This window comes from Blautia wexlerae DSM 19850 (assembly GCF_025148125.1).
Classification (GTDB): domain Bacteria; phylum Bacillota; class Clostridia; order Lachnospirales; family Lachnospiraceae; genus Blautia_A; species Blautia_A wexlerae.
In genome coordinates, this window is record NZ_CP102267.1 from 1,332,989 (window position 1) to 1,351,446 (window position 18,458).

Below are 18,458 nucleotides of genomic sequence, written 5' to 3' on the forward strand. Positions count from 1 at the left end.
GTAAACCATAAAATATATGGAGGTTTACAAATGACTAAAACAAAAAGCATGATCTATTGCGGTCTTTTTACGGCGTTGATTGCAGCAGGTGCGTTTATTAAAATCCCTGTACCTGTAGTTCCCTTTACACTGCAGTACCTGTTCACTATGCTTGCCGGATTGTTTCTGGGATCCAGAAGGGGTATGATTTCTGTGGTTGCCTATATGCTGTTGGGACTGGCAGGACTTCCGATCTTTTCGGAGGGCGGTGGGATCTGGTATATTTTCAAGCCAAGCTTCGGTTATATTATAGGGTTCTGCTTGGGAACATACGTAACCGGACTTATCGCAGAACGTCTTAAGCAGAAGACAGTTTTTCGCTATTTACTTGCAAATCTGGCAGGTCTGATGATTGTCTATATCTGTGGAATGGTTTATTACTATGTGATCTGTAACTATGTGATTGATACACCGATTGGAATCTGGCCGCTGATTCTTTATTGTTTTCTGCTTGCGGTACCCGGCGATATTGCATTAAGTATCCTGGGAGCTGTCATTGCAAAGCGTGTCAGACCGGTAGTGCATCAATATCTTTTTGATTCAAAATCAAATGTCAGACTGAAAACGGAGGAGCTTGCAAAATGAATCCACTTATTTTAGCACAGGAAATTATTGATGGGCGCAGAATTACAAGGGAGGATGATCTTTCCTATTTTCTTACCTGTGATTTAGACGAATTATGTGAAGGAGCAGACCGTATCCGCGAAGCATATATCGGTGATAAGGTGGATCTCTGTTCCATCATCAATGGCCGCAGCGGCAGGTGTCCGGAGGACTGCAAATATTGTGCGCAGTCAGTACACCACCATACTTCCTGTGAGATCTATGATTTTCTTCCGGAGGAAAAGATTCTGGAAGCATGTAAAATGAACGAAGAGGAGGGCGTTGACCGTTTCTCAATCGTTACTGCAGGAAAGGCCCTGACTGGAAAAGAATTTGATCAGGCGATCCACGCCTATGAAACCATGCATAAGGAATGTAATATTGATCTCTGTGCTTCCATGGGCTTTCTTTCTTCTGAACAACTGCATCGTCTTCATGAAGCCGGAGTAACCAGTTACCATCATAATATTGAGACTTCAAAGAGAAATTTTCCTAATATATGTACGACACATACATACGATATGAAGATTGAAACTCTGAAAAAGGTAAAGGCAGAAGGAATGTGTGCATGTTCTGGCGGTATCATAGGAATGGGAGAGACCTGGGAGGATCGTCTGGATATGGCAGTCAGCCTTGCGGAGCTGGGGATTGATTCTATTCCAATCAATGCATTGATGCCCATTCCGGGAACACCTTTGGAACACCTTGATCAGCTTTCAGAGCAGGATATCCTCCGGACAATCGCCTTCTTCCGTTATATTAATCCTGAGGCTAATATTCGTCTTGCTGCCGGACGGGCACTTCTTACCAATGACGGGGAAACCGCTTTTAAATCCGGTGCCTCCGCTACAATAACAGGGAATATGCTGACTACTGTTGCCTGCGCAACCATCCGCAGCGACCGAAAAATGCTCTCTGATATGGGCAGAAATGTAACACCAGAATATTGGAAGGAAGTGGAAGAATCATGAGTAAAGCGGTATTTATTACAGGAACAGGAACAGACATGGGCAAAACCTATCTCTCAGGACTGATCGTAAAAAAACTGGCACAGGCAGGAAAAAATCCGGCTTATTACAAAGCTGCAATGAGTGGAAATGACCGGCGTGCAGACGGAAGTCTGATCCCGGGCGATGCACTTTTTGTTAAAGAGATGTCTGGTATTTCCCAGTCTCTGGATGATATGTGTCCCTATGTATATGAAAATGCCTGGTCTCCTCATCTTGCTTCAAGAGTTGAGGGTAATCCGGTGGATCTTGATGTTGTGCGAAGAGGATTTTTGAAGGCAGCAAATGATTATGAATATATTACCATGGAAGGAAGTGGCGGTATCCTCTGTCCGCTCTGTTTTGATGAACGCAAAATCCAGCTTGAAGATGTGATAAGAGAGTTTGAGCTTTCCAGTATTCTGGTGGCAGATGCAGGGCTTGGTACAATAAACAGTGTTGTATTGACTGCTGAGTATATGAAAGCCCATTCCCTTCCAATCAAAGGTATTATTTTTAACCATTACCATCCCGGAAATATTATGGAAGAGGATAATATTGCTATGTGCCAATATATGACAGGCCTTCCGGTTATTGCAAAAGTACAGGATAATGCGAAAGATCTTGATATAGATGCAGATGTACTGGCAGAATTTTATGATGAGGTGAAGATCAAATGATATGGTATCCCTATGAACAAATGAAAACAATGAAAGCTCCCTATAAGATTCTGGATGCAGAGGGTGTACATCTTTATACAAAAGATCAGAAGCTGATAGACTCTATATCTTCCTGGTGGTGTATGATTCATGGATATAAGCATCCGGAACTGACAGAAGCGATCAAGGAACAGGCAGACCGTTTTTGTCATGTAATGCTTGGGGGACTGACACATGAGCCGGTGGAAAAGCTTTCTGCGAAGCTGCAGGAATTTCTGCCAGGAGATCTGGATTATTGTTTTTTTTCAGATTCAGGAAGTGTTGCAGTGGAGGTCTCACTTAAAATGGCCCTTCAATACAACACCAATCAGGGAAGAAAGCGCCCGTTAGTGCTGGCTCTTGAACATGCATATCACGGGGATACCTTTAAGGCAATGGAAGTTGGTGATGACGAGGATTATCATTTCGCTTTTGACAAAAAAGAGGGTGTTGTCCATATTCCCACTGAGATCCCGGCCCTGGAGGAGGCATTTGAACAGTATCATGACCGTCTGAACTGCTTTATTGTGGAGCCTCTTTTACAGGGAGCAGGAGGAATGCGGATGTATGATATTTCATTCCTGAAGAGAGCAAGAGAATTGTGTGACCAGTATGATGTTCTTTTGATTTTTGACGAGGTTGCAACCGGGTTTGGCCGCACAGGTAATCGCTTTGTGGCAGATCTTGTTCTGCCGGATATCCTGGTTCTTGGAAAGGCCCTTACAGGAGGATATATTGGTCATGCTGTCACTGTGGCAAATCATAAGGTATTTGATGCCTTTTACAGTGATGATGACAGACTTGCCCTGATGCATGGCCCTACTTTTATGGGAAACCCGCTGGCATGTGCTGTGGCCTTAAAGGGAATTGAGATTTTTGAGCGCGAAGATTATATGAGTAAGATCCGTCATATTGAACAGGTTTCACGTCGTGAGATGGAAGCATTCACAGATCCACGGATCAAAGAAGTCCGGATCATGGGTGGCTGTGTGTGCGTGGAGGTTCATGATTCCAGAGATCTGGAAGGCTTCCAGCAGTTTGCTTATGAACGGGGTGTGTTCAGCAGGCCATTTTTGAACTACATGTACTCTATGGTTCCATATGTGATCAGTGACGAAGAGCTTATAAAAATTTTTGATGTGATGAAGGAATGGTTTAGAGAGAAATAAATAAAAACTACTGTATAAAGCCGGAAAAAAATTCAGCTTATATACAGTAGTTTTTTTGTTTTATAGCAATCCTCGTAAATAATGCATTTAAGACAGTTCAGCAGAGTGCGAAAGACAAGGAAGATATCTGCAGGCGTGCTGACGCACGGCAAAGATATCTGACGCAGGATTTCACACTCTGATGGGCTGGATTAAGATGCATTATTTCAGAGGATTGCTATAGATTGCCTGCAGTTTGTCAATCATCTCCTGGATCTCAGCCCGGGAGAATCCGCCAAAGCTGCACAGAGAGCGAAGTGGCATGGAATCTGTCATTGCTGCTACCATTTCTTCAGTGATAGCTTCAGCAGCAGATTGGGACGCTGTGTCTGAACCGCCGTTCATTGCAGCCAGATATCTGGAAGTCAATTCTTTTGCTGCTTCTTTTGTGTTGGGATTATTGAAAAGCTCACCCAGTGTTGTGTTCATATGAATATGCATGGGAATTACCTGGCTGCTGGAGAGTTCAATGGTTTCAGAGAGACGGATATCTCTGGAGGACGCACCGATCAGGACCTCATATTTGCCGCTTGCTGCATACCAATCATGTAATTGGGTGTTGTACCATGCAAAGCTGCGCTTATCCAGTTCCATAGTAACTGTTTTGGTTTCGCCGGGAGCAAGCTGGACTTTTTCAAAATCTTTCAGTTCTTTTTCCGGACGGATCGTGGATGCTGTCATGTCTTTCACATAGAGCTGGACAGCTTCTTTTCCTGCAACGTTTCCTGTATTTGTTACATCTACAGAAACAGTGATAGTATCTTTTTCTGTTGGATTTGTGTTGGAAATCAGCAGATTGCTGTATGTAAAAGTAGTATAGGAGAGTCCGTATCCGAATGGATAGGCAACTTCCATCTGTTTGGTGTCATAATAACGATATCCTACAAATACACCTTCACGGTATTCCACTTTATCGCCGCCACCGAAGTTCAGGTAGGATGGATTATCAGCCAGCTTAACTGGGATTGTCTCGGCCAGTTTACCGCTTGGATTCACAACACCATAGAGGATATTTGCAACAGCAGTACCACCTGCCTGTCCGCCAAGGTAAGCTTCCAGAATACCTTTCACATTATTGATCCATGGCATTTCCACAGGAGAACCATTGTGAAGAACGATCACAGTATTTGGCTGAACTTCAAGGATCTCAGCAATAAGACGGTTCTGGCATTCTGGCAGTCTCATATGAGAACGGTCATATCCTTCAGACTCGAAACTGTCCGGAAGTCCGGCGAAGATCACAACCTTATCAGCAGCTTTTGCAGCCTGAACTGCTTCAGCAGCCAGCTTTTCATCGTATAAATCTTTATCAGCAGAAAAGCCTTCTGCGTAAGTAACCTGTGCATCAGCAGGAACAGATTCCAGTGCATTGGTAATTTTAAAGCAGTTAATATGAGAGCTTCCGCCACCCTGGAAACGAGGTTTTTTGGCAAAACCACCTACAAAAGCTACTTTTTCAGAGGCTTTCAGAGGCAGAATCTGGTCTGCGTTTTTCAGAAGGACCATAGATTCTTCTGCAATACGGCGTGCCTCTTCATGGTCTTTTTCCATGGTAAATTCCTGCGGTGTGCGGTGGTCCGCATATTTGTAAATAATATTCAGGATACGTTCTACAGCCTGATCCAGAACTTCTTCCTTCAGAGTGCCATTTTTTACGGCTTCCATGATCAGAGCATCGTTTGTTCCGTTGGAACCTGGCATTTCCAGATCCAGGCCGGCCTCCAGACCCTTCACACGGTCATTGACAGCACCCCAGTCAGACATAACATATCCTTCAAAGCCCCAGTCATTGCGGAGAACATCGGTAAGAAGCCATTTATTCTCGGAAGCAAAAGTACCGTTGATCTGATTGTAGGAGCACATAAATGTATATGGCTGAGCCTTTTTTACTGCAGTTTCAAATGCAGGAAAATAAATTTCGCGGAGTGTTCTTTCATCTGCTTCAGAAGAATTGCTCATGCGGTGATATTCCTGATTGTTAGCTGCAAAATGCTTGATGGAAGTTCCTACATGCTGGGACTGTACACCATTGATAAATGCAGCAGCAACTTCACCAGCAAGGTATGGATCTTCTGAATAGTATTCGAAGTTTCTTCCGCAGAGCGGAGAACGTTTAATATTGACAGCCGGTCCTAAGACAACAGATACGTCATTTGCCTGTGCTTCTCTGCCAATAGTCTTGCCCATGGCTTCCATTAAGCTACGGTCAAAAGAGCAGGCACTTAAAGCTGCGGGAGGGAAGCAGACTGCTTTGATACTGTCGTTCATTCCAAGATGATCTCCTTTGTCATCCTGCTTACGAAGCCCGTGAGGACCGTCACTTACCATTACCTCCGGGATTCCAAGTCTTTCCACGCTTTTCAGATGCCAGAAATCAAGCCCTGAGCACATGCCTGCTTTTTCTTCCAGAGTCATCTGGCTGATGATTTTCTTTAAATCTCGATTCATAATAAATTTCTCCATAAGTTTATTTATATGTGAAACAGATGTTACTGTTCACACACCACTATCCCGCGAGGTGTTTTGGCATGAATATGCCAAAATCCCGAGACATACAAGCCAAAATTCCATTGCCGCAGGCAATCTGGAATGAATTTTGGCTACGTTACTGTGAACGGAGTGAACAGTAACAAACAGATTGTTTGTGTTGCCTTTATCTGGACTATATCACCTGTAAATGATAAAATATAGTAAAATATTGTTATAAATAATAAAATATTGCTATATATGCGAGAGGAATAAAGATGCAGGAGAAAAGTAAGGAATACAATGAAAAAGAACAACAGATTGCAGAGAACAGAAGCAGGAATACTCTATTTGAGAGACGTGAAAATTTACAGAAACATGAATCTTATGCAAGTGAGCGTCGGCAGTATGATGCTATCAGGAATGGTCAGACAGACAGAATACAGTCTGTTTTTCAGCTCACACCGGATGGAACCCCGGGAATCCTGTCCAGAAATGAACTGAGAAACAGTAAAAATATGTTTATAGCAGGAATTACGCTGTTTACCAGAGCTGCCATTGAAGGTGGTGTACCTGAAGAAACTGCTTATGCATTAAGTGACGGTTATATTCAGACAGTAGAAGAGTGCACCAGCAAATCTTCTATAGAAAAGTTATCACAAAAAGCAGCCCTGAGATTTGCCCAGGAAGTGCAGAAGTCCGGGATGCAACATTACAGCAGAGAAATTGAAGCGGCAGTAAAATATATTCATCTTCATCTGCATGTTCCCGTTACACTGGAAGAAACTGCAGAGGCAGCAGGGATCAGTGCCAGTTATCTTTCCAGATTGTTTAAAAAAGAAACAGGAATGCTTTTTGTCGACTATATTCAGAAAGAACGGATAGAAGCTGCCTGTAATATGCTGACCTATTCAGATTATACAGCAGCACAGATCAGTGAATATCTTTGCTTTTCCACACAGAGCTATTTTATAAAAATCTTCAGAAAATATACAGGCACGACACCTGCAAAATATAAAAAATATAAAGTTCAGGACTGGAAATAATATCGGTATCAAAAATTTTTTGATTATTTACGAGGATTGCTATAGGTCCCGAAACCGCACGGAAAATAAAAATATTTCTGAGCGTCCCTTTATGACTTATGACGTACAAATAAACATTTTCAAAAAATACAAAAAAGGGCTTGACAAACAAAAATAAAGATTGTATAGTATTCCTATCAAATCAATATGAAAACAGGGAAAACAAAAATCCCATTAAAAATATCAGATAAGAAGGTGACAAGACATGAAACAAATCTTATGTTTCGGTGATTCCAATACATATGGTTTAATCCCGGGAACTACTAATCAGAGATACGGATGGGGTACCCGCTGGACCAGCATCCTGGATGACAAAGTAAGAACAAAAGGCTACAGAGTAATCGAAGAAGGACTTTGCGGAAGAACCACCGTATTCGATGATCCATTCCGTACAGAAAGAAGAGGAACAGAAATGCTTCCGGCAATCCTTGAGAGCCACAGACCAGTAGACACTATCGTTCTCATGCTTGGCACGAACGATTGTAAAAGTGTATACAGCGCAACCCCGGAAGTAATCGGACAGGGGATTGAACAGCTCCTTGATCAGATCAACACTGTAAACCCGGATGCCAAAATATTACTGGTATCTCCAATCTACCTTGGGGAGAGAATCTGGGAAGAGGATTTTGATCCGGAATTCGATAAGAATTCTATCGAAGTATCATGGAATCTGCCCCGGGTGTATGAGAAAATCGCCAGAAGAAGAAATATTTCTTATCTTCCGGCTTCAGAATTTGCCCGACCGGGAGAAGCCGATCAGGAGCATCTGGATGAACTGGGACATAGCAGACTTGCAGATGCAATTTATGAAAAGCTTGCAGGATGAAGCCTGAAATGTTATGATAGTTCACAGATGTGCAGATGTAACGCTTTAACTAAATCAAGTAAACTACCTGCTTTAACCGAAATAGCAGTGGATTGAAAAGTAATAAGTGGAACAGGCACACCAGAGCGTTTTTCAAATATGCTCTAAATCATAATAATAGAAGGAGAATAAAGTAACCATGGATTTTGAGTTTATCCGCGAGCAGACACCTCTTTATATTGAGGCAGCAAAGCTTACACTTCACATGGCGGTGATTGGTGTGTTGCTTGCCATTGTGGTTGGGCTTGTCTGCAGCATGATTAAGTATTTCAGGATTCCTGTACTTCGTCAGATCGTGGAATGTTACATTGAACTGTCCAGAAATACACCATTGTTGATTCAGTTGTTTTTCCTGTATTTCGGTCTTCCGAAAATAGGGATTGTCCTCAGTTCAGAACAGTGTGCGATCACAGGACTGACCTTTCTCGGAGGCAGTTATATGGCAGAAGCCTTCCGAAGCGGCCTGGACAATGTTCCGCCCATTCAGGTGGAATCCGCATTAAGCCTTGGAATGAGTAAGAGTCAGGTATTTACAAACATTATCCTGCCCCAGGCAGTATCCAATTCTATTCCGGCATTCTGTGCAAATGCGATCTTTCTTATTAAGGAAACCTCCGTATTCAGTGCAGTAGCACTTGCAGACCTGATGTTTGTGACAAAAGACCTGATCGGAATTTATTACAAAACAGATGAAGCCCTGTTTATGTTGGTAATCGCATATCTGATCATACTTTTACCAATCTCACTTATCTGTTCATTTGTAGAAAGGAGAGTCCGCTATGCAGAATATGGGGATTGAGGTTCTTTTTAAGGGAATCAACTCATTAAGACTCTGGCAGGGCTTGTGGGTAACAATAAGAATTGCACTGATTTCCATGGTATTTTCCATAATCCTTGGATTTCTTCTTGGGATGGTAATGAATATCCCAAATAAAATCATTAAGTTTATCTGCCGCATTTACCTTGAAATAGTAAGAATCATGCCGCAGCTGGTGCTTTTGTTCCTGGTATATTTCGGAGCGGCCAAGCATCTGGGGATGAATCTTTCCGGTGAGACAGCGGCGGTCATTGTATTTACATTCTGGGGAACTGCTGAAATGGGTGATCTGGTGCGAAGTGCGCTGATCTCCATTCCTAAACACCAGTATGACAGCGGATACGGTCTTGGATTAAACAAATGGCAGGTCTATCTTTATATTATCCTTCCGCAGACTATAAGAAGACTTCTTCCATCCGCAGTGAATCTTCTTACCCGAATGATCAAGACCACATCACTGGTAGCTCTTATCGGAGTAGTAGAGGTGTTAAAAGTTGGAAAACAGATCATAGATGCATCACGTTATACAAATCCGACAGCGGCCCTCTGGGTATACGGTGCAGTATTCTTTATGTATTTTATCATATGTTTTCCATTTTCCAGACTCTCCAGAGTACTGGAAAAGAAGTTTGCTGATTAATAGAGAAATGAGGATAAATGAATGGGACAGCCGATTTTAGAAGTAGAACATTTAAAGAAATCATATGTAAACAATGTTCCTATTCTGGATGATGTTTCCTTCTCTCTGCAAAAGGGAGAAGTGGTAGTGATCGTAGGACCTTCCGGATGTGGAAAAAGTACCTTCCTGCGATGTATCAACCGCCTGGAAGAGATTGACACCGGTGTACTGAAGCTTAACGGTGTAAGCTATGAGAAAGAAAAAAAGAATATAAGCAAAGTCAGAGAGAAGATAGGAATGGTTTTCCAGAGCTATGATCTTTTCCCGAATATGACAATTTTAAATAATCTTCTTCTGGCACCAATGAAAGTACAGAAAAGAAATAAAGAAGAAGTGAAAAAGGAAGCGGAGCAGCTTCTTGACAGAGTTGGTCTTCTGGATAAGAAAGATAATTATCCAAGGCAGCTTTCCGGTGGTCAGAAACAGCGAGTTGCCATTGTACGTGCCATGCTGATGCATCCGGAGATCATGCTTCTGGATGAGATTACAGCAGCACTTGATCCTGAGATGGTAAGAGAAGTACTTCAGGTAGTACTGGAACTTGCAAAGACAGGAATGACCATGCTGATCGTCACTCATGAGATGGAATTTGCCCGTTCCGTAGCAGACAGAGTGATCTTTATGGATAAGGGAAACATTGTAGAAGAGAACACTCCGGAACAGTTCTTTGATAATCCGGAGACTGACAGGGCAAAACAGTTCCTGAACAGTTTCCATTATGAAACAGTGAAAAAATAGAATAGAGGAAAACAGAATATTTTATAAATCCTGAAATGGATGATAATATCCACGAAATAGCAGGATATCATAAGAGCTAGTACATCGTTTCGTAAATAACTATACCAATCACGTAGGATGCGGATTCGAGTGTGCTGGTATAAAAACGCAGGCGTAGCGGGCTACGCTGAGGCTTTTAGACCTGTGCAATCGGATTCGCAGACAAGTGAGTGGTATAGTTATTTCGAAAACGATGTACTAGTTATAAAAATTATAATAAAATCATATTTTTAAAAACATGGAGGAAAAGAACATGAAGAAAAAAATATTAGCAGTCTTATTAGCAACAGGTGTAGCAGCAACAACACTTCTTGGCGGAAGTATTCTTGTAAGTGCGGCAGATGACGGTGGAAACACTGCACAGGCCCGTACTCTGGATGAGATCAAAAAAGACGGAAAGATCAAAATCGGTGTATTCAGTGACAAGAATCCATTTGGATATGTAGATGAAAACGGTGATGTTCAGGGATACGATATTTACTTTGGAAAAAGACTTGCAAAAGACCTTCTGGGAAGTGAAGACGATGCAGAATTTACTTATGTAGAGGCAGCAAGTCGTGTAGAATATCTGCAGTCTGCAAAAGTAGATGTGATCCTTGCAAACTTTACAGTAACCGATGACAGAGCGGAGAAAGTAGACTTCGCACTTCCATATATGAAGGTAGCTCTTGGAGTTGTTTCTCCTGATGATGCGCTGATCAAAGATGTAAAAGATCTGGAAGGCAAGAAGCTGATCGTTGTAAAAGGAACAACAGCAGAGACATATTTCACAGATAACTATCCGGATATTGAACTTGTAAAATTTGATGAATACCAGGAAGCATACGATGCGCTTCTTGATGGAAGAGGAGATGCATTCTCCACAGACAATACAGAAGTACTTGCATGGGCTCAGCAGAATGAAGGATTCTCTGTAGGAATTGAATCTCTTGGTGATATTGATACGATCGCACCAGCAGTACAGAAGGGTAACACAGACCTTCTGAACGCAATCAACGATGAGATTAAATCTCTGGCAGATGAACAGTTCTTCCATAAAGATTTCGAAGAAACTCTGAAACCTGTATACGGTGACAACATCAATCCGGATGACCTGGTAGTTGAAGGTGGTGTTGTGGACAGCGAAGAGAAAGCTGAGGATGCAGATGCAGCAGAGACAGAAGATTCTGATGCAGCCTCCGATGACACTAAAGAAGCGGAAACAACAGAAGAACCGGAAGAGACAGAGGCAGCAGACGCTGAATAAGCAGTGTAAATGCAGTATAAAAGTTATAATTTTGATATTCTCTAAAGTATTGATTTATAAACAAAGTGAGACGCACTCCATTAGGACATTCCTGTGGAGTGCGTTTCATTTTGAGATAATGATCAATTTTTGTTTATTGCAAGTGTGTCAGATATTTCAAAATTCTGTCATTTTTGTATGTGACTTTGTAAATGGGAAAATGGTTACTGTTCACTCCGTTCACAGTAACGTAGCCAAAATTCATTCCAGATTGCCTGCGGCAATGGAATTTTGGCTTGTATGTCTCGGGATTTTGGCATATTCATGCCAAAACACCTCGCGGGATAGTGGTGTGTGAACAGTATCGGAAAATGTTAAATGATCATAATTCATTCAGAGAATGAAAGGAATATCCCATCTCTTCCCATTTATCCAACAGTTCATCCAGAATCTGCGCATTAGTGGAAGAGGTGCTGTGCAGCAGTACAATAGCTCCCGGATGAATCCGTTTCGTCAGTTTTGCAATAGCTTCCTGCGGATCTGGCTGGTTATCCTGGTACCAGTCTACATAGGCAAGGCTCCAGAAAAATGTGTGGTATCCCAGTTCTCTGGCCATAGACAGATTCTGTGTACTGTAGATGCCCTGTGGGGGGCGGTAAAATTTTGTCATTTCTTTTCCTGTAATTTCCCTGTAAATTTTTTCTACATCGGATAATTCTTTCTGAAAAGATTCTTTTGTGGAAATTTTTGACATATCCGGGTGCGTCATAGTATGATTGCCGACAATATGCCCTTCCGTTTCCATTCGTTTGATCAGATCTTTGTTTTCCGAAATGAAATTTCCAACCACAAAAAATGTAGCAGGTGCCTGATGTTTTTTCAGTGCATCCAAAATAGCAGGAGTATTTCCATTTTCAAAGCCTGCGTCAAAGGTGAGATAGATTTTCTTTTCTTCGGGATCTTCAGCAAAAAAGGCATTGTACTGAGCCAGTTCTTCTATCGTTGCATTTCCAACAGGACGTTTGCCTTCTTCCTGAAAACTGAGTCCCCAGTTGGAACTTTGGGCAGAAGCAGCAGTCTGTCTGGCAGTGTTGTGCGATACGATTTTTCCTATAGAGGAACCTATAAATGCACAAGCACAGAAAAGAAGAAAAATCTTGGTAAATCTGGAAGAGAAAATCCGAGTGGAAGATATGTATTTGAGATGCATAGAGAGTATTAACCTCAGAACGGAATGATATTAGTTTAATATATGAGAAAGAGGGGAACTATAGAAGCTGAATGACAAATAAAAGAGCCACAGATTTATATTTCATCGTGGCTCCTGTTAAGATTCTGTATCCAAGGGATGATACCTCACTTTCTGTAAAATAAATTATGAAATTGTATGAATTTGAATTATGAAATTAACGGTTCAACTTACTGTCCCATTGGTCTGTACCTTCCTTTTATAGTTTCATAGGGTAAATCGTTAAGTTTTCATTGGACTGTACCTTCTTCATGTAAATGAACGGTTACGTTTTATAATAGGGTAAATCGTTAACGTTTCATTGGACCGTACCTTCCTTATTTTGATTGAATGTCACTTTAAAAATAAGGTAAATCATTAAATTTCCATTGGACCGTACCTTCTTTAGAATGTTTAACTGTTACGTTCAAAATAAGATAAATCGTTAGGTTTCCATTGGACTGTACCTTCCTTGTTTGATAGGAACTACTTATAAAACTTAGTTGGATTTAAAAGCTTAAGTTCTTGGTGGTCCGTACCTGCCTTTCTTATAAGTCATGAATTTGAAACTTTGCTATTCTGGTGGTCTGTACCTCGCTTTCTTAAATTATGAAGAAAAGATTATGTTTTCGGTGGTCTCACTCCTTTACTTTTTTGTTTTTCGTAATCCCTTTTGTTTTATGAACTTAATATAACAGATAAAGAATGAAATGTCAAGAATAAAAATAGAAAATTTGCAAAAATATTTAAAAGATAATATTAAAATTATTTGTATTGATAAAATATTCTGAAAATAATAATAAATATAGACAATGCATAGCCGGAAGCATATTGGGTAAAAATATGGTTGTAAAGATATGCAAGTCAAATTACGTTACTGTTCACGCCGTTCTCAGTGACGTATTTTGACTAGTACATCGTTTTCGAAATAACTATACCACTCACTTGTCTGCGAATCCGATTGCACAGGTCTAAAAGCCTCAGCGTAGCCCGCTACGCCTGCGTTTTTATACCAGCACACTCGAATCCGCATCCTACGCGATTGGTATAGTTATTTACGAAACGCTGTACTTGAGGTTTAACTGTAACTGTGAAAATATGGAACAGTTACCGGTTTATTAAAATGATCAGGAGGTTCTAATATGTTACGTTATCTGCCTGTAAGAAGGGTTCATGCAAGACAGGTACTTGATTCCAGAGGAAATCCTACAGTGGAAGTAGAAGTAACAGTAGGAGAAGGTGTGATCGGGATAAATGGATATACGGGAAGGGCAATCGTCCCTTCGGGAGCTTCCACAGGAAAGTTCGAGGCAGTGGAGCTTCGTGACGGAGAAAAAGGTTGCTACACCGGACTTGGTGTCCGCAAAGCAGTGGAGAATGTAAATACAAAGCTGGCAGAAGCAATTCTTGGAGAAAATGCTCTGGATCAGTCCTATATTGATAAAAAAATCATAGAAACAGACGGCACAGACAATAAAAGTAATGTAGGGGCAAATGCGGCACTGGGAGTATCCCTGGCAGTAGCAAGGGCGGCAGCAGCAGCTCTTCGCGTTCCTTTATATCAGTATCTTGGCGGCTGCCATACCAGACAGATGCCTGTACCGATGATGAATATCTTAAATGGGGGACGTCACGCTGACAATACGGTGGATTTACAGGAATTCATGATTATGCCGACGGGAGCGGAAAATATGGAGCAGGCGATCCGAATGTGTGCGGAAGTATACCAGTTTCTCAGAATTATCCTGAAACAAAAAGGTCTGTCAACAGCAGTCGGGGATGAGGGAGGTTTTGCACCGGATCTTTCCGATTCAGAAAGCGTCCTGGAAGTGATTCTGGAAGCAGTAAAAAAGGCAGGGTATGAACCCGGAAAGGATATCAGCATTGCAATTGATGCTGCGGCAAGTGAACTGTACGATGAAGAAAGAGGCGTTTATGTTTTCCCCGGAGAAGGAAAAATGAAAGGGGAGGAAGTTCTCAGGGATTCCGGCGAGATGATAGAATATTATGAAAAACTTGCAGAGAAGTTCCCGATTGTTTCCATTGAAGATGGACTTGAGGAAGATGACTGGGAAGGCTGGAAACAGATGACAAAAAGACTGGGAGATAAAATACAGCTTGTAGGTGATGATCTGTTTGTCACGAATATCAAACGTCTTGCATGTGGTATCAAACTGGGAGCGGCAAATGCTATTCTGATAAAATTAAACCAGATAGGAACACTTTCAGAAGCATTGGACGCAGTGGAAATGGCACAGAAAGCGGGATACAGGGCAGTAATTTCTCACAGATCAGGAGAATCGGAAGATTCATTTATCGCAGATCTGGCAGTTGCCACAGGTGCCGGCCAGATTAAGACAGGTGCACCCTGCCGTTCGGACCGAAATGCCAAATATAACCAGCTTCTTCGTATCCATGAGGCCTTGGGAGAACTGGCAGTGTATGAAAATCCTTTTAAAGAAAATGAAAAAAATTGTTAAGAAACCTGACAAAAACTCTGAATTGTGGTTGAAATCCCAATCCGGCTATGTTACAATGAAACTCAGTTGATTAGGAGGTGTAACGAAGTGCAGATTATTAAGATCATTCTGAGTGTCATTTTCATAATAGATTGCATCGCTCTTACAGTAGTAGTTCTTATGCAGGAAGGTAAGCAGCAGGGACTTGGTGCTATCGCCGGAGCAGCAGAAACATACTGGGGTAAGAACAAAGGTCGTTCCATGGAGGGCGGACTTGTTAAGGCAACCACTATTATGGGAATTTTATTTTTTGTAATTTCTGTAGCATTAAATATGCTTGGTTAATCAGAAAAGAAATTTGAAACACTCTTGTTATGTGCAAGAGTGTTTTTTGTGTCATAAAGAGCTGAATCAGATAAAAGTCCTCTGCGGAGGCTGTGAGGAGTAATATGAGTAAAAAAGATATGGACAGAAGAAAAAAGTTTATCCTGGAACTGATGGGAGATCCTATTTATCAGCCAATGAGACTCCGCGAGATTTCTTCTCTTCTGAGACTTTCAAAAGAAGAGAAAAGAGAGCTGTATGATGTTCTGGACGAACTTTGCGAGGAAGGAAAGGTATCTGTAGACCGCAAGGGCAGATATGAAAAGGTCAAAGGAAAATGGAAAAAGAAAAAAGATGACCGTTATTACGATGACCGAAGAGAAGAATACGGATCAGAGTATGGTAGAAAGAAGAAAGATAAAAATAAAAAAGAGCAGCCGGAGGGAATCCAGGCTGAGGGAACATTCATCGGACATCCCAAAGGTTTCGGCTTCGTAGAAATCGAAGGACAGGATGAGGATATCTTTATTCCTGAAAGTGATACAGGAACAGCCATGCATCAGGATAAAGTAAGGATCATCATCAGAGATGACAAAAAAGAGGGAAAACGCCAGGAAGGTGTAGTTGTGAAGGTTCTGGAACGTGGTATGCCTGAAATTGTAGGAACTTACCAGTTAAATCGGGATTTCGGTTTTGTGATCAGTGATAATCCGAAATTTTCCAAGGATATCTTCATTCCGAGAAAAGAAGCAGCAGGAATTAAAAATGGTGATAAAGTAATCGCGGTGATCACAGATTACGGCTCCGGAAATAAGAATCCTGAAGGAAAAATTAAGGAGAATCTGGGAAATATCCGAACACCGGGTACAGATATCCTGGCAATCGTCAAGAGCTTCGGAATCCCAAGTGAATTTCCTGAGAAAGTAATGAAGCAGGCTCAGCGTGTTCCGGATCATGTGCTGGATGCAGACAGAGATGGAAGGCTGGATCTGAGACATCTGCAGACAGTCACTATTGACGGCGAAGATGCCAAAGACCTGGATGATGCGATTTCCCTGACAAAAGAAGGGGATATCTATCATCTGGGAGTCCATATCGCAGATGTAAGCAACTATGTACAGTATAACAGTGCTCTGGACAGGGAAGCACTGAAACGTGGAACCAGTGTTTATCTGGCAGACCGCGTTGTGCCAATGCTGCCGGAACGTCTTTCCAATGGAATCTGTTCTCTGAATCAGGGAGAGGACAGACTGGCGTTGAGCTGCCTGATGGACATTAACGAAAAGGGTAAGGTAGTTTCCCATCAGATCGCGGAAACAGTGATTAACGTAAATGAGAGAATGTGCTATACTGATGTAAAGAACATTCTTGAGGACACAGACGAAGAAGCAAAGAAACGGTATGATGCACTTATCCCGATGTTCTTTATGATGAAAGAACTGTCCGGAATCTTACGAAACAGCCGCCATCACAGAGGTTCCATTGACTTTGATTTTCCGGAGAGCAAGATTATTCTCAATGCAGCAGGAAAAGCAATCGATGTTAAGCCATATGAAGCAAATGTGGCAACCAAAATCATTGAAGATTTCATGCTGATGGCAAATGAGACTGTGGCACAGGAATACTGCACAGAAGAGATTCCGTTTGTATACAGAACCCATGATAACCCGGATCCGGAGAAAGTGGAGAGTCTTCTGACATTACTTCACAATCAGGGTGTGAAGATTCAGAAAGCAAAAGAAGAAATCACGCCAAAAGAAATCCAGCAGATCATCGAAAGTATCGAAGGGCTTCCGAATGAAGCAATGATCAGCCGTCTGGTGTTGCGTTCCATGAAACAGGCGAAATATACAACAGAATGCAGCGGTCACTTTGGACTGGCAGCAAAATATTACTGCCATTTTACATCTCCGATCAGAAGATATCCTGATCTGCAGATCCACAGGATCATTAAGGATAACTTACGAGGCAGACTGATGCGTGAAGGCAGAACCGAACACTATGCTGAAATCCTTGATGAAGTTGCGAGGCAGTCCAGTGTATGCGAACGCCGCGCAGATGAGGCAGAGCGTGAATCAGACAAGCTGAAGAAAGCAGAATACATGTCCTACCATCTGGGAGAAGAGTTCGAGGGAATTATCTCAGGTGTTACCGGATGGGGGCTTTATGTGGAACTTCCGAATACTGTAGAGGGACTGGTTCATGTCAACACGCTGCGTGATGACTACTATGTTTTTGACCAGGAGAGCTATGAACTTCGCGGTGAGATGACAAAGAAAGTGTACAAGCTGGGAGATAAGGTTCGTGTCCGCGTGGCAGAGGCAGATAAGATGCTCAAGACTGTAGACTTTGAGCTGGTTTCTGATATCCGGGACGATGAAGAAGAGAATTAAATAAAAATGTATGGATACACTTCTGGTATTTGATGATGAAGAAGAGAGTTAAATAAAAATGGCTTGGAGGATATTATGGCAAAGAAAAAAGGAATGAAGCTGATTGCCAATAATAAAAAGGCATTTCATGATTATTTTATAGAAGATACTTATGAAGCCGGCATTGCCCTTGCAGGAACAGAGGTAAAATCCCTGCGCATGGGTAAGTGTAGTATTAAGGAATCCTTTATACGTGTGGAAAACGGAGAGGTTTACATCTACGGAATGCATATCAGCCCTTATGAAAAAGGCAATATTTTTAATAAAGATCCCCTGAGGATCCGTAAGCTGCTGCTTCACAGGTATGAGATCAACAAAATCGAAGCAAAGCTAAAAGAGAAAGGTCTGACGCTGGTACCTCTGAAAGTTTATTTCAAAGACAGTCTGGTAAAAGTAGAGATCGGAATGGCTCGAGGTAAGAAACTTTATGACAAGAGACAGGATATCGCAAAGAAAGACCAGAGAAGAGAAGCAGAACGTGACTTTAAGGTTAAGAATCTATATTGATAATATTACCAAATCCTTTGGCTCAAAATTGTGAAATGTTATGAAAAAATTAATGGATAT

At 41.7% G+C, this 18,458-nt stretch carries 16 protein-coding genes; 14 read left to right on the top strand and 2 right to left on the bottom strand.

Annotated elements, in window-relative coordinates; translation table 11 throughout:
- The first annotated feature begins 30 nt into the window (after positions 1-30).
- From NQ550_RS06165 to bioA, 4 genes are read left to right on the top strand one after another with little or no spacing between them, the layout of a single operon-like run.
- Positions 31-624, top strand: a complete 594-nt coding sequence (locus NQ550_RS06165) for a biotin transporter BioY (RefSeq protein ID WP_025581222.1) — start codon at positions 31-33, stop codon at positions 622-624.
- Positions 621-1,613: a biotin synthase BioB gene (gene bioB / locus NQ550_RS06170; protein WP_025581224.1), complete on the top strand. Its 993-nt coding sequence runs from the start codon at positions 621-623 to the stop codon at positions 1,611-1,613. Before NQ550_RS06165 ends, bioB begins: the two co-directional genes overlap by 4 nt.
- Positions 1,610-2,308: a dethiobiotin synthase gene (bioD, locus tag NQ550_RS06175; protein WP_008708217.1), complete on the top strand. Its 699-nt coding sequence runs from the start codon at positions 1,610-1,612 to the stop codon at positions 2,306-2,308. Before bioB ends, bioD begins: the two co-directional genes overlap by 4 nt.
- Positions 2,305-3,495 carry an adenosylmethionine--8-amino-7-oxononanoate transaminase gene (bioA, locus tag NQ550_RS06180; RefSeq protein WP_025581225.1) on the top strand — a complete coding sequence of 397 codons (1,191 nt, stop codon included), beginning with the start codon at positions 2,305-2,307 and terminating at the stop codon, positions 3,493-3,495. The genes bioD and bioA overlap by 4 nt, the downstream gene beginning before the upstream one ends.
- Before the next feature lie 201 nt (positions 3,496-3,696).
- On the opposite strand, the gene NQ550_RS06185 is transcribed toward bioA, so the two are convergent.
- Complete coding sequence (locus NQ550_RS06185; RefSeq protein ID WP_025581320.1) at positions 3,697-5,982, bottom strand: glycoside hydrolase family 3 C-terminal domain-containing protein; 2,286 nt, start codon at positions 5,980-5,982, stop codon at positions 3,697-3,699.
- 296 nt (positions 5,983-6,278) lie between these two features.
- Between NQ550_RS06185 and NQ550_RS06190 the strand changes: the two genes are divergently transcribed.
- From NQ550_RS06190 to NQ550_RS06215, 6 genes are all read left to right on the top strand, one after another.
- A complete protein-coding gene (locus NQ550_RS06190; RefSeq protein WP_025581267.1) occupies positions 6,279-7,046 on the top strand; it encodes a helix-turn-helix domain-containing protein in 768 nt (255 codons plus the stop codon).
- A 244-nt stretch (positions 7,047-7,290) separates the two neighbouring features.
- Positions 7,291-7,911, top strand: a complete 621-nt coding sequence (locus NQ550_RS06195; protein WP_008708211.1) for a GDSL-type esterase/lipase family protein — start codon at positions 7,291-7,293, stop codon at positions 7,909-7,911.
- 178 nt (positions 7,912-8,089) lie between these two features.
- Positions 8,090-8,749 (top strand): amino acid ABC transporter permease, encoded by a 660-nt coding sequence (locus NQ550_RS06200; protein ID WP_008708210.1) that lies wholly within the window; start codon positions 8,090-8,092, stop codon positions 8,747-8,749.
- Complete coding sequence (locus NQ550_RS06205) at positions 8,730-9,407, top strand: amino acid ABC transporter permease (RefSeq protein ID WP_008708209.1); 678 nt, start codon at positions 8,730-8,732, stop codon at positions 9,405-9,407. The genes NQ550_RS06200 and NQ550_RS06205 overlap by 20 nt, the downstream gene beginning before the upstream one ends.
- Before the next feature lie 21 nt (positions 9,408-9,428).
- Positions 9,429-10,184, top strand: a complete 756-nt coding sequence (locus NQ550_RS06210; RefSeq protein WP_008708208.1) for an amino acid ABC transporter ATP-binding protein — start codon at positions 9,429-9,431, stop codon at positions 10,182-10,184.
- 292 nt (positions 10,185-10,476) lie between these two features.
- Positions 10,477-11,469, top strand: coding sequence for a cysteine ABC transporter substrate-binding protein (locus tag NQ550_RS06215; protein ID WP_025581342.1), 993 nt, complete (start codon positions 10,477-10,479; stop codon positions 11,467-11,469).
- Positions 11,470-11,830: 361 nt separating this feature from the next.
- Here NQ550_RS06215 and NQ550_RS06220 read toward each other — a convergent pair whose 3' ends face one another.
- On the bottom strand, positions 11,831-12,658 hold the full coding sequence (locus NQ550_RS06220) for a delta-lactam-biosynthetic de-N-acetylase (protein ID WP_025581329.1): 828 nt from the start codon (positions 12,656-12,658) through the stop codon (positions 11,831-11,833).
- 1,160 nt (positions 12,659-13,818) lie between these two features.
- Between NQ550_RS06220 and eno the strand changes: the two genes are divergently transcribed.
- The 4 genes from eno (at position 13,819) to smpB (ending at position 18,398) form a co-directional block, all read left to right on the top strand.
- Positions 13,819-15,156 carry a phosphopyruvate hydratase gene (gene eno / locus NQ550_RS06225; RefSeq protein WP_025580319.1) on the top strand — a complete coding sequence of 446 codons (1,338 nt, stop codon included), beginning with the start codon at positions 13,819-13,821 and terminating at the stop codon, positions 15,154-15,156.
- 87 nt (positions 15,157-15,243) lie between these two features.
- Positions 15,244-15,480 carry a preprotein translocase subunit SecG gene (gene secG, locus NQ550_RS06230; RefSeq protein ID WP_008707669.1) on the top strand — a complete coding sequence of 79 codons (237 nt, stop codon included), beginning with the start codon at positions 15,244-15,246 and terminating at the stop codon, positions 15,478-15,480.
- A gap of 119 nt (positions 15,481-15,599) precedes the next feature.
- Entirely contained in the window at positions 15,600-17,852 is a 2,253-nt protein-coding gene (gene rnr, locus NQ550_RS06235) for a ribonuclease R (RefSeq protein ID WP_081026523.1), read from the top strand.
- Between the two features lie 75 nt (positions 17,853-17,927).
- Positions 17,928-18,398, top strand: a complete 471-nt coding sequence (gene smpB / locus NQ550_RS06240) for an SsrA-binding protein SmpB (RefSeq protein WP_025580321.1) — start codon at positions 17,928-17,930, stop codon at positions 18,396-18,398.
- Positions 18,399-18,458 lie beyond the last annotated feature (60 nt).

Excerpts from the sequence above, each read along its gene's own strand:
- NQ550_RS06165 (WP_025581222.1), top strand. The coding sequence starts at position 31 with ATGACTAAAACAAAAAGCATGATCTATTGCGGTCTTTTTACGGCGTTG.
- bioB (WP_025581224.1), top strand. The coding sequence starts at position 621 with ATGAATCCACTTATTTTAGCACAGGAAATTATTGATGGGCGCAGAATT.
- bioD (WP_008708217.1), top strand. The coding sequence starts at position 1,610 with ATGAGTAAAGCGGTATTTATTACAGGAACAGGAACAGACATGGGCAAA.
- bioA (WP_025581225.1), top strand. The coding sequence starts at position 2,305 with ATGATATGGTATCCCTATGAACAAATGAAAACAATGAAAGCTCCCTAT.
- NQ550_RS06185 (WP_025581320.1), bottom strand. The coding sequence starts at position 5,982 with ATGAATCGAGATTTAAAGAAAATCATCAGCCAGATGACTCTGGAAGAA.
- NQ550_RS06190 (WP_025581267.1), top strand. The coding sequence starts at position 6,279 with ATGCAGGAGAAAAGTAAGGAATACAATGAAAAAGAACAACAGATTGCA.
- NQ550_RS06195 (WP_008708211.1), top strand. The coding sequence starts at position 7,291 with ATGAAACAAATCTTATGTTTCGGTGATTCCAATACATATGGTTTAATC.
- NQ550_RS06200 (WP_008708210.1), top strand. The coding sequence starts at position 8,090 with ATGGATTTTGAGTTTATCCGCGAGCAGACACCTCTTTATATTGAGGCA.
- NQ550_RS06205 (WP_008708209.1), top strand. The coding sequence starts at position 8,730 with ATGCAGAATATGGGGATTGAGGTTCTTTTTAAGGGAATCAACTCATTA.
- NQ550_RS06210 (WP_008708208.1), top strand. The coding sequence starts at position 9,429 with ATGGGACAGCCGATTTTAGAAGTAGAACATTTAAAGAAATCATATGTA.
- NQ550_RS06215 (WP_025581342.1), top strand. The coding sequence starts at position 10,477 with ATGAAGAAAAAAATATTAGCAGTCTTATTAGCAACAGGTGTAGCAGCA.
- NQ550_RS06220 (WP_025581329.1), bottom strand. The coding sequence starts at position 12,658 with ATGCATCTCAAATACATATCTTCCACTCGGATTTTCTCTTCCAGATTT.
- eno (WP_025580319.1), top strand. The coding sequence starts at position 13,819 with ATGTTACGTTATCTGCCTGTAAGAAGGGTTCATGCAAGACAGGTACTT.
- rnr (WP_081026523.1), top strand. The coding sequence starts at position 15,600 with ATGGACAGAAGAAAAAAGTTTATCCTGGAACTGATGGGAGATCCTATT.
- smpB (WP_025580321.1), top strand. The coding sequence starts at position 17,928 with ATGGCAAAGAAAAAAGGAATGAAGCTGATTGCCAATAATAAAAAGGCA.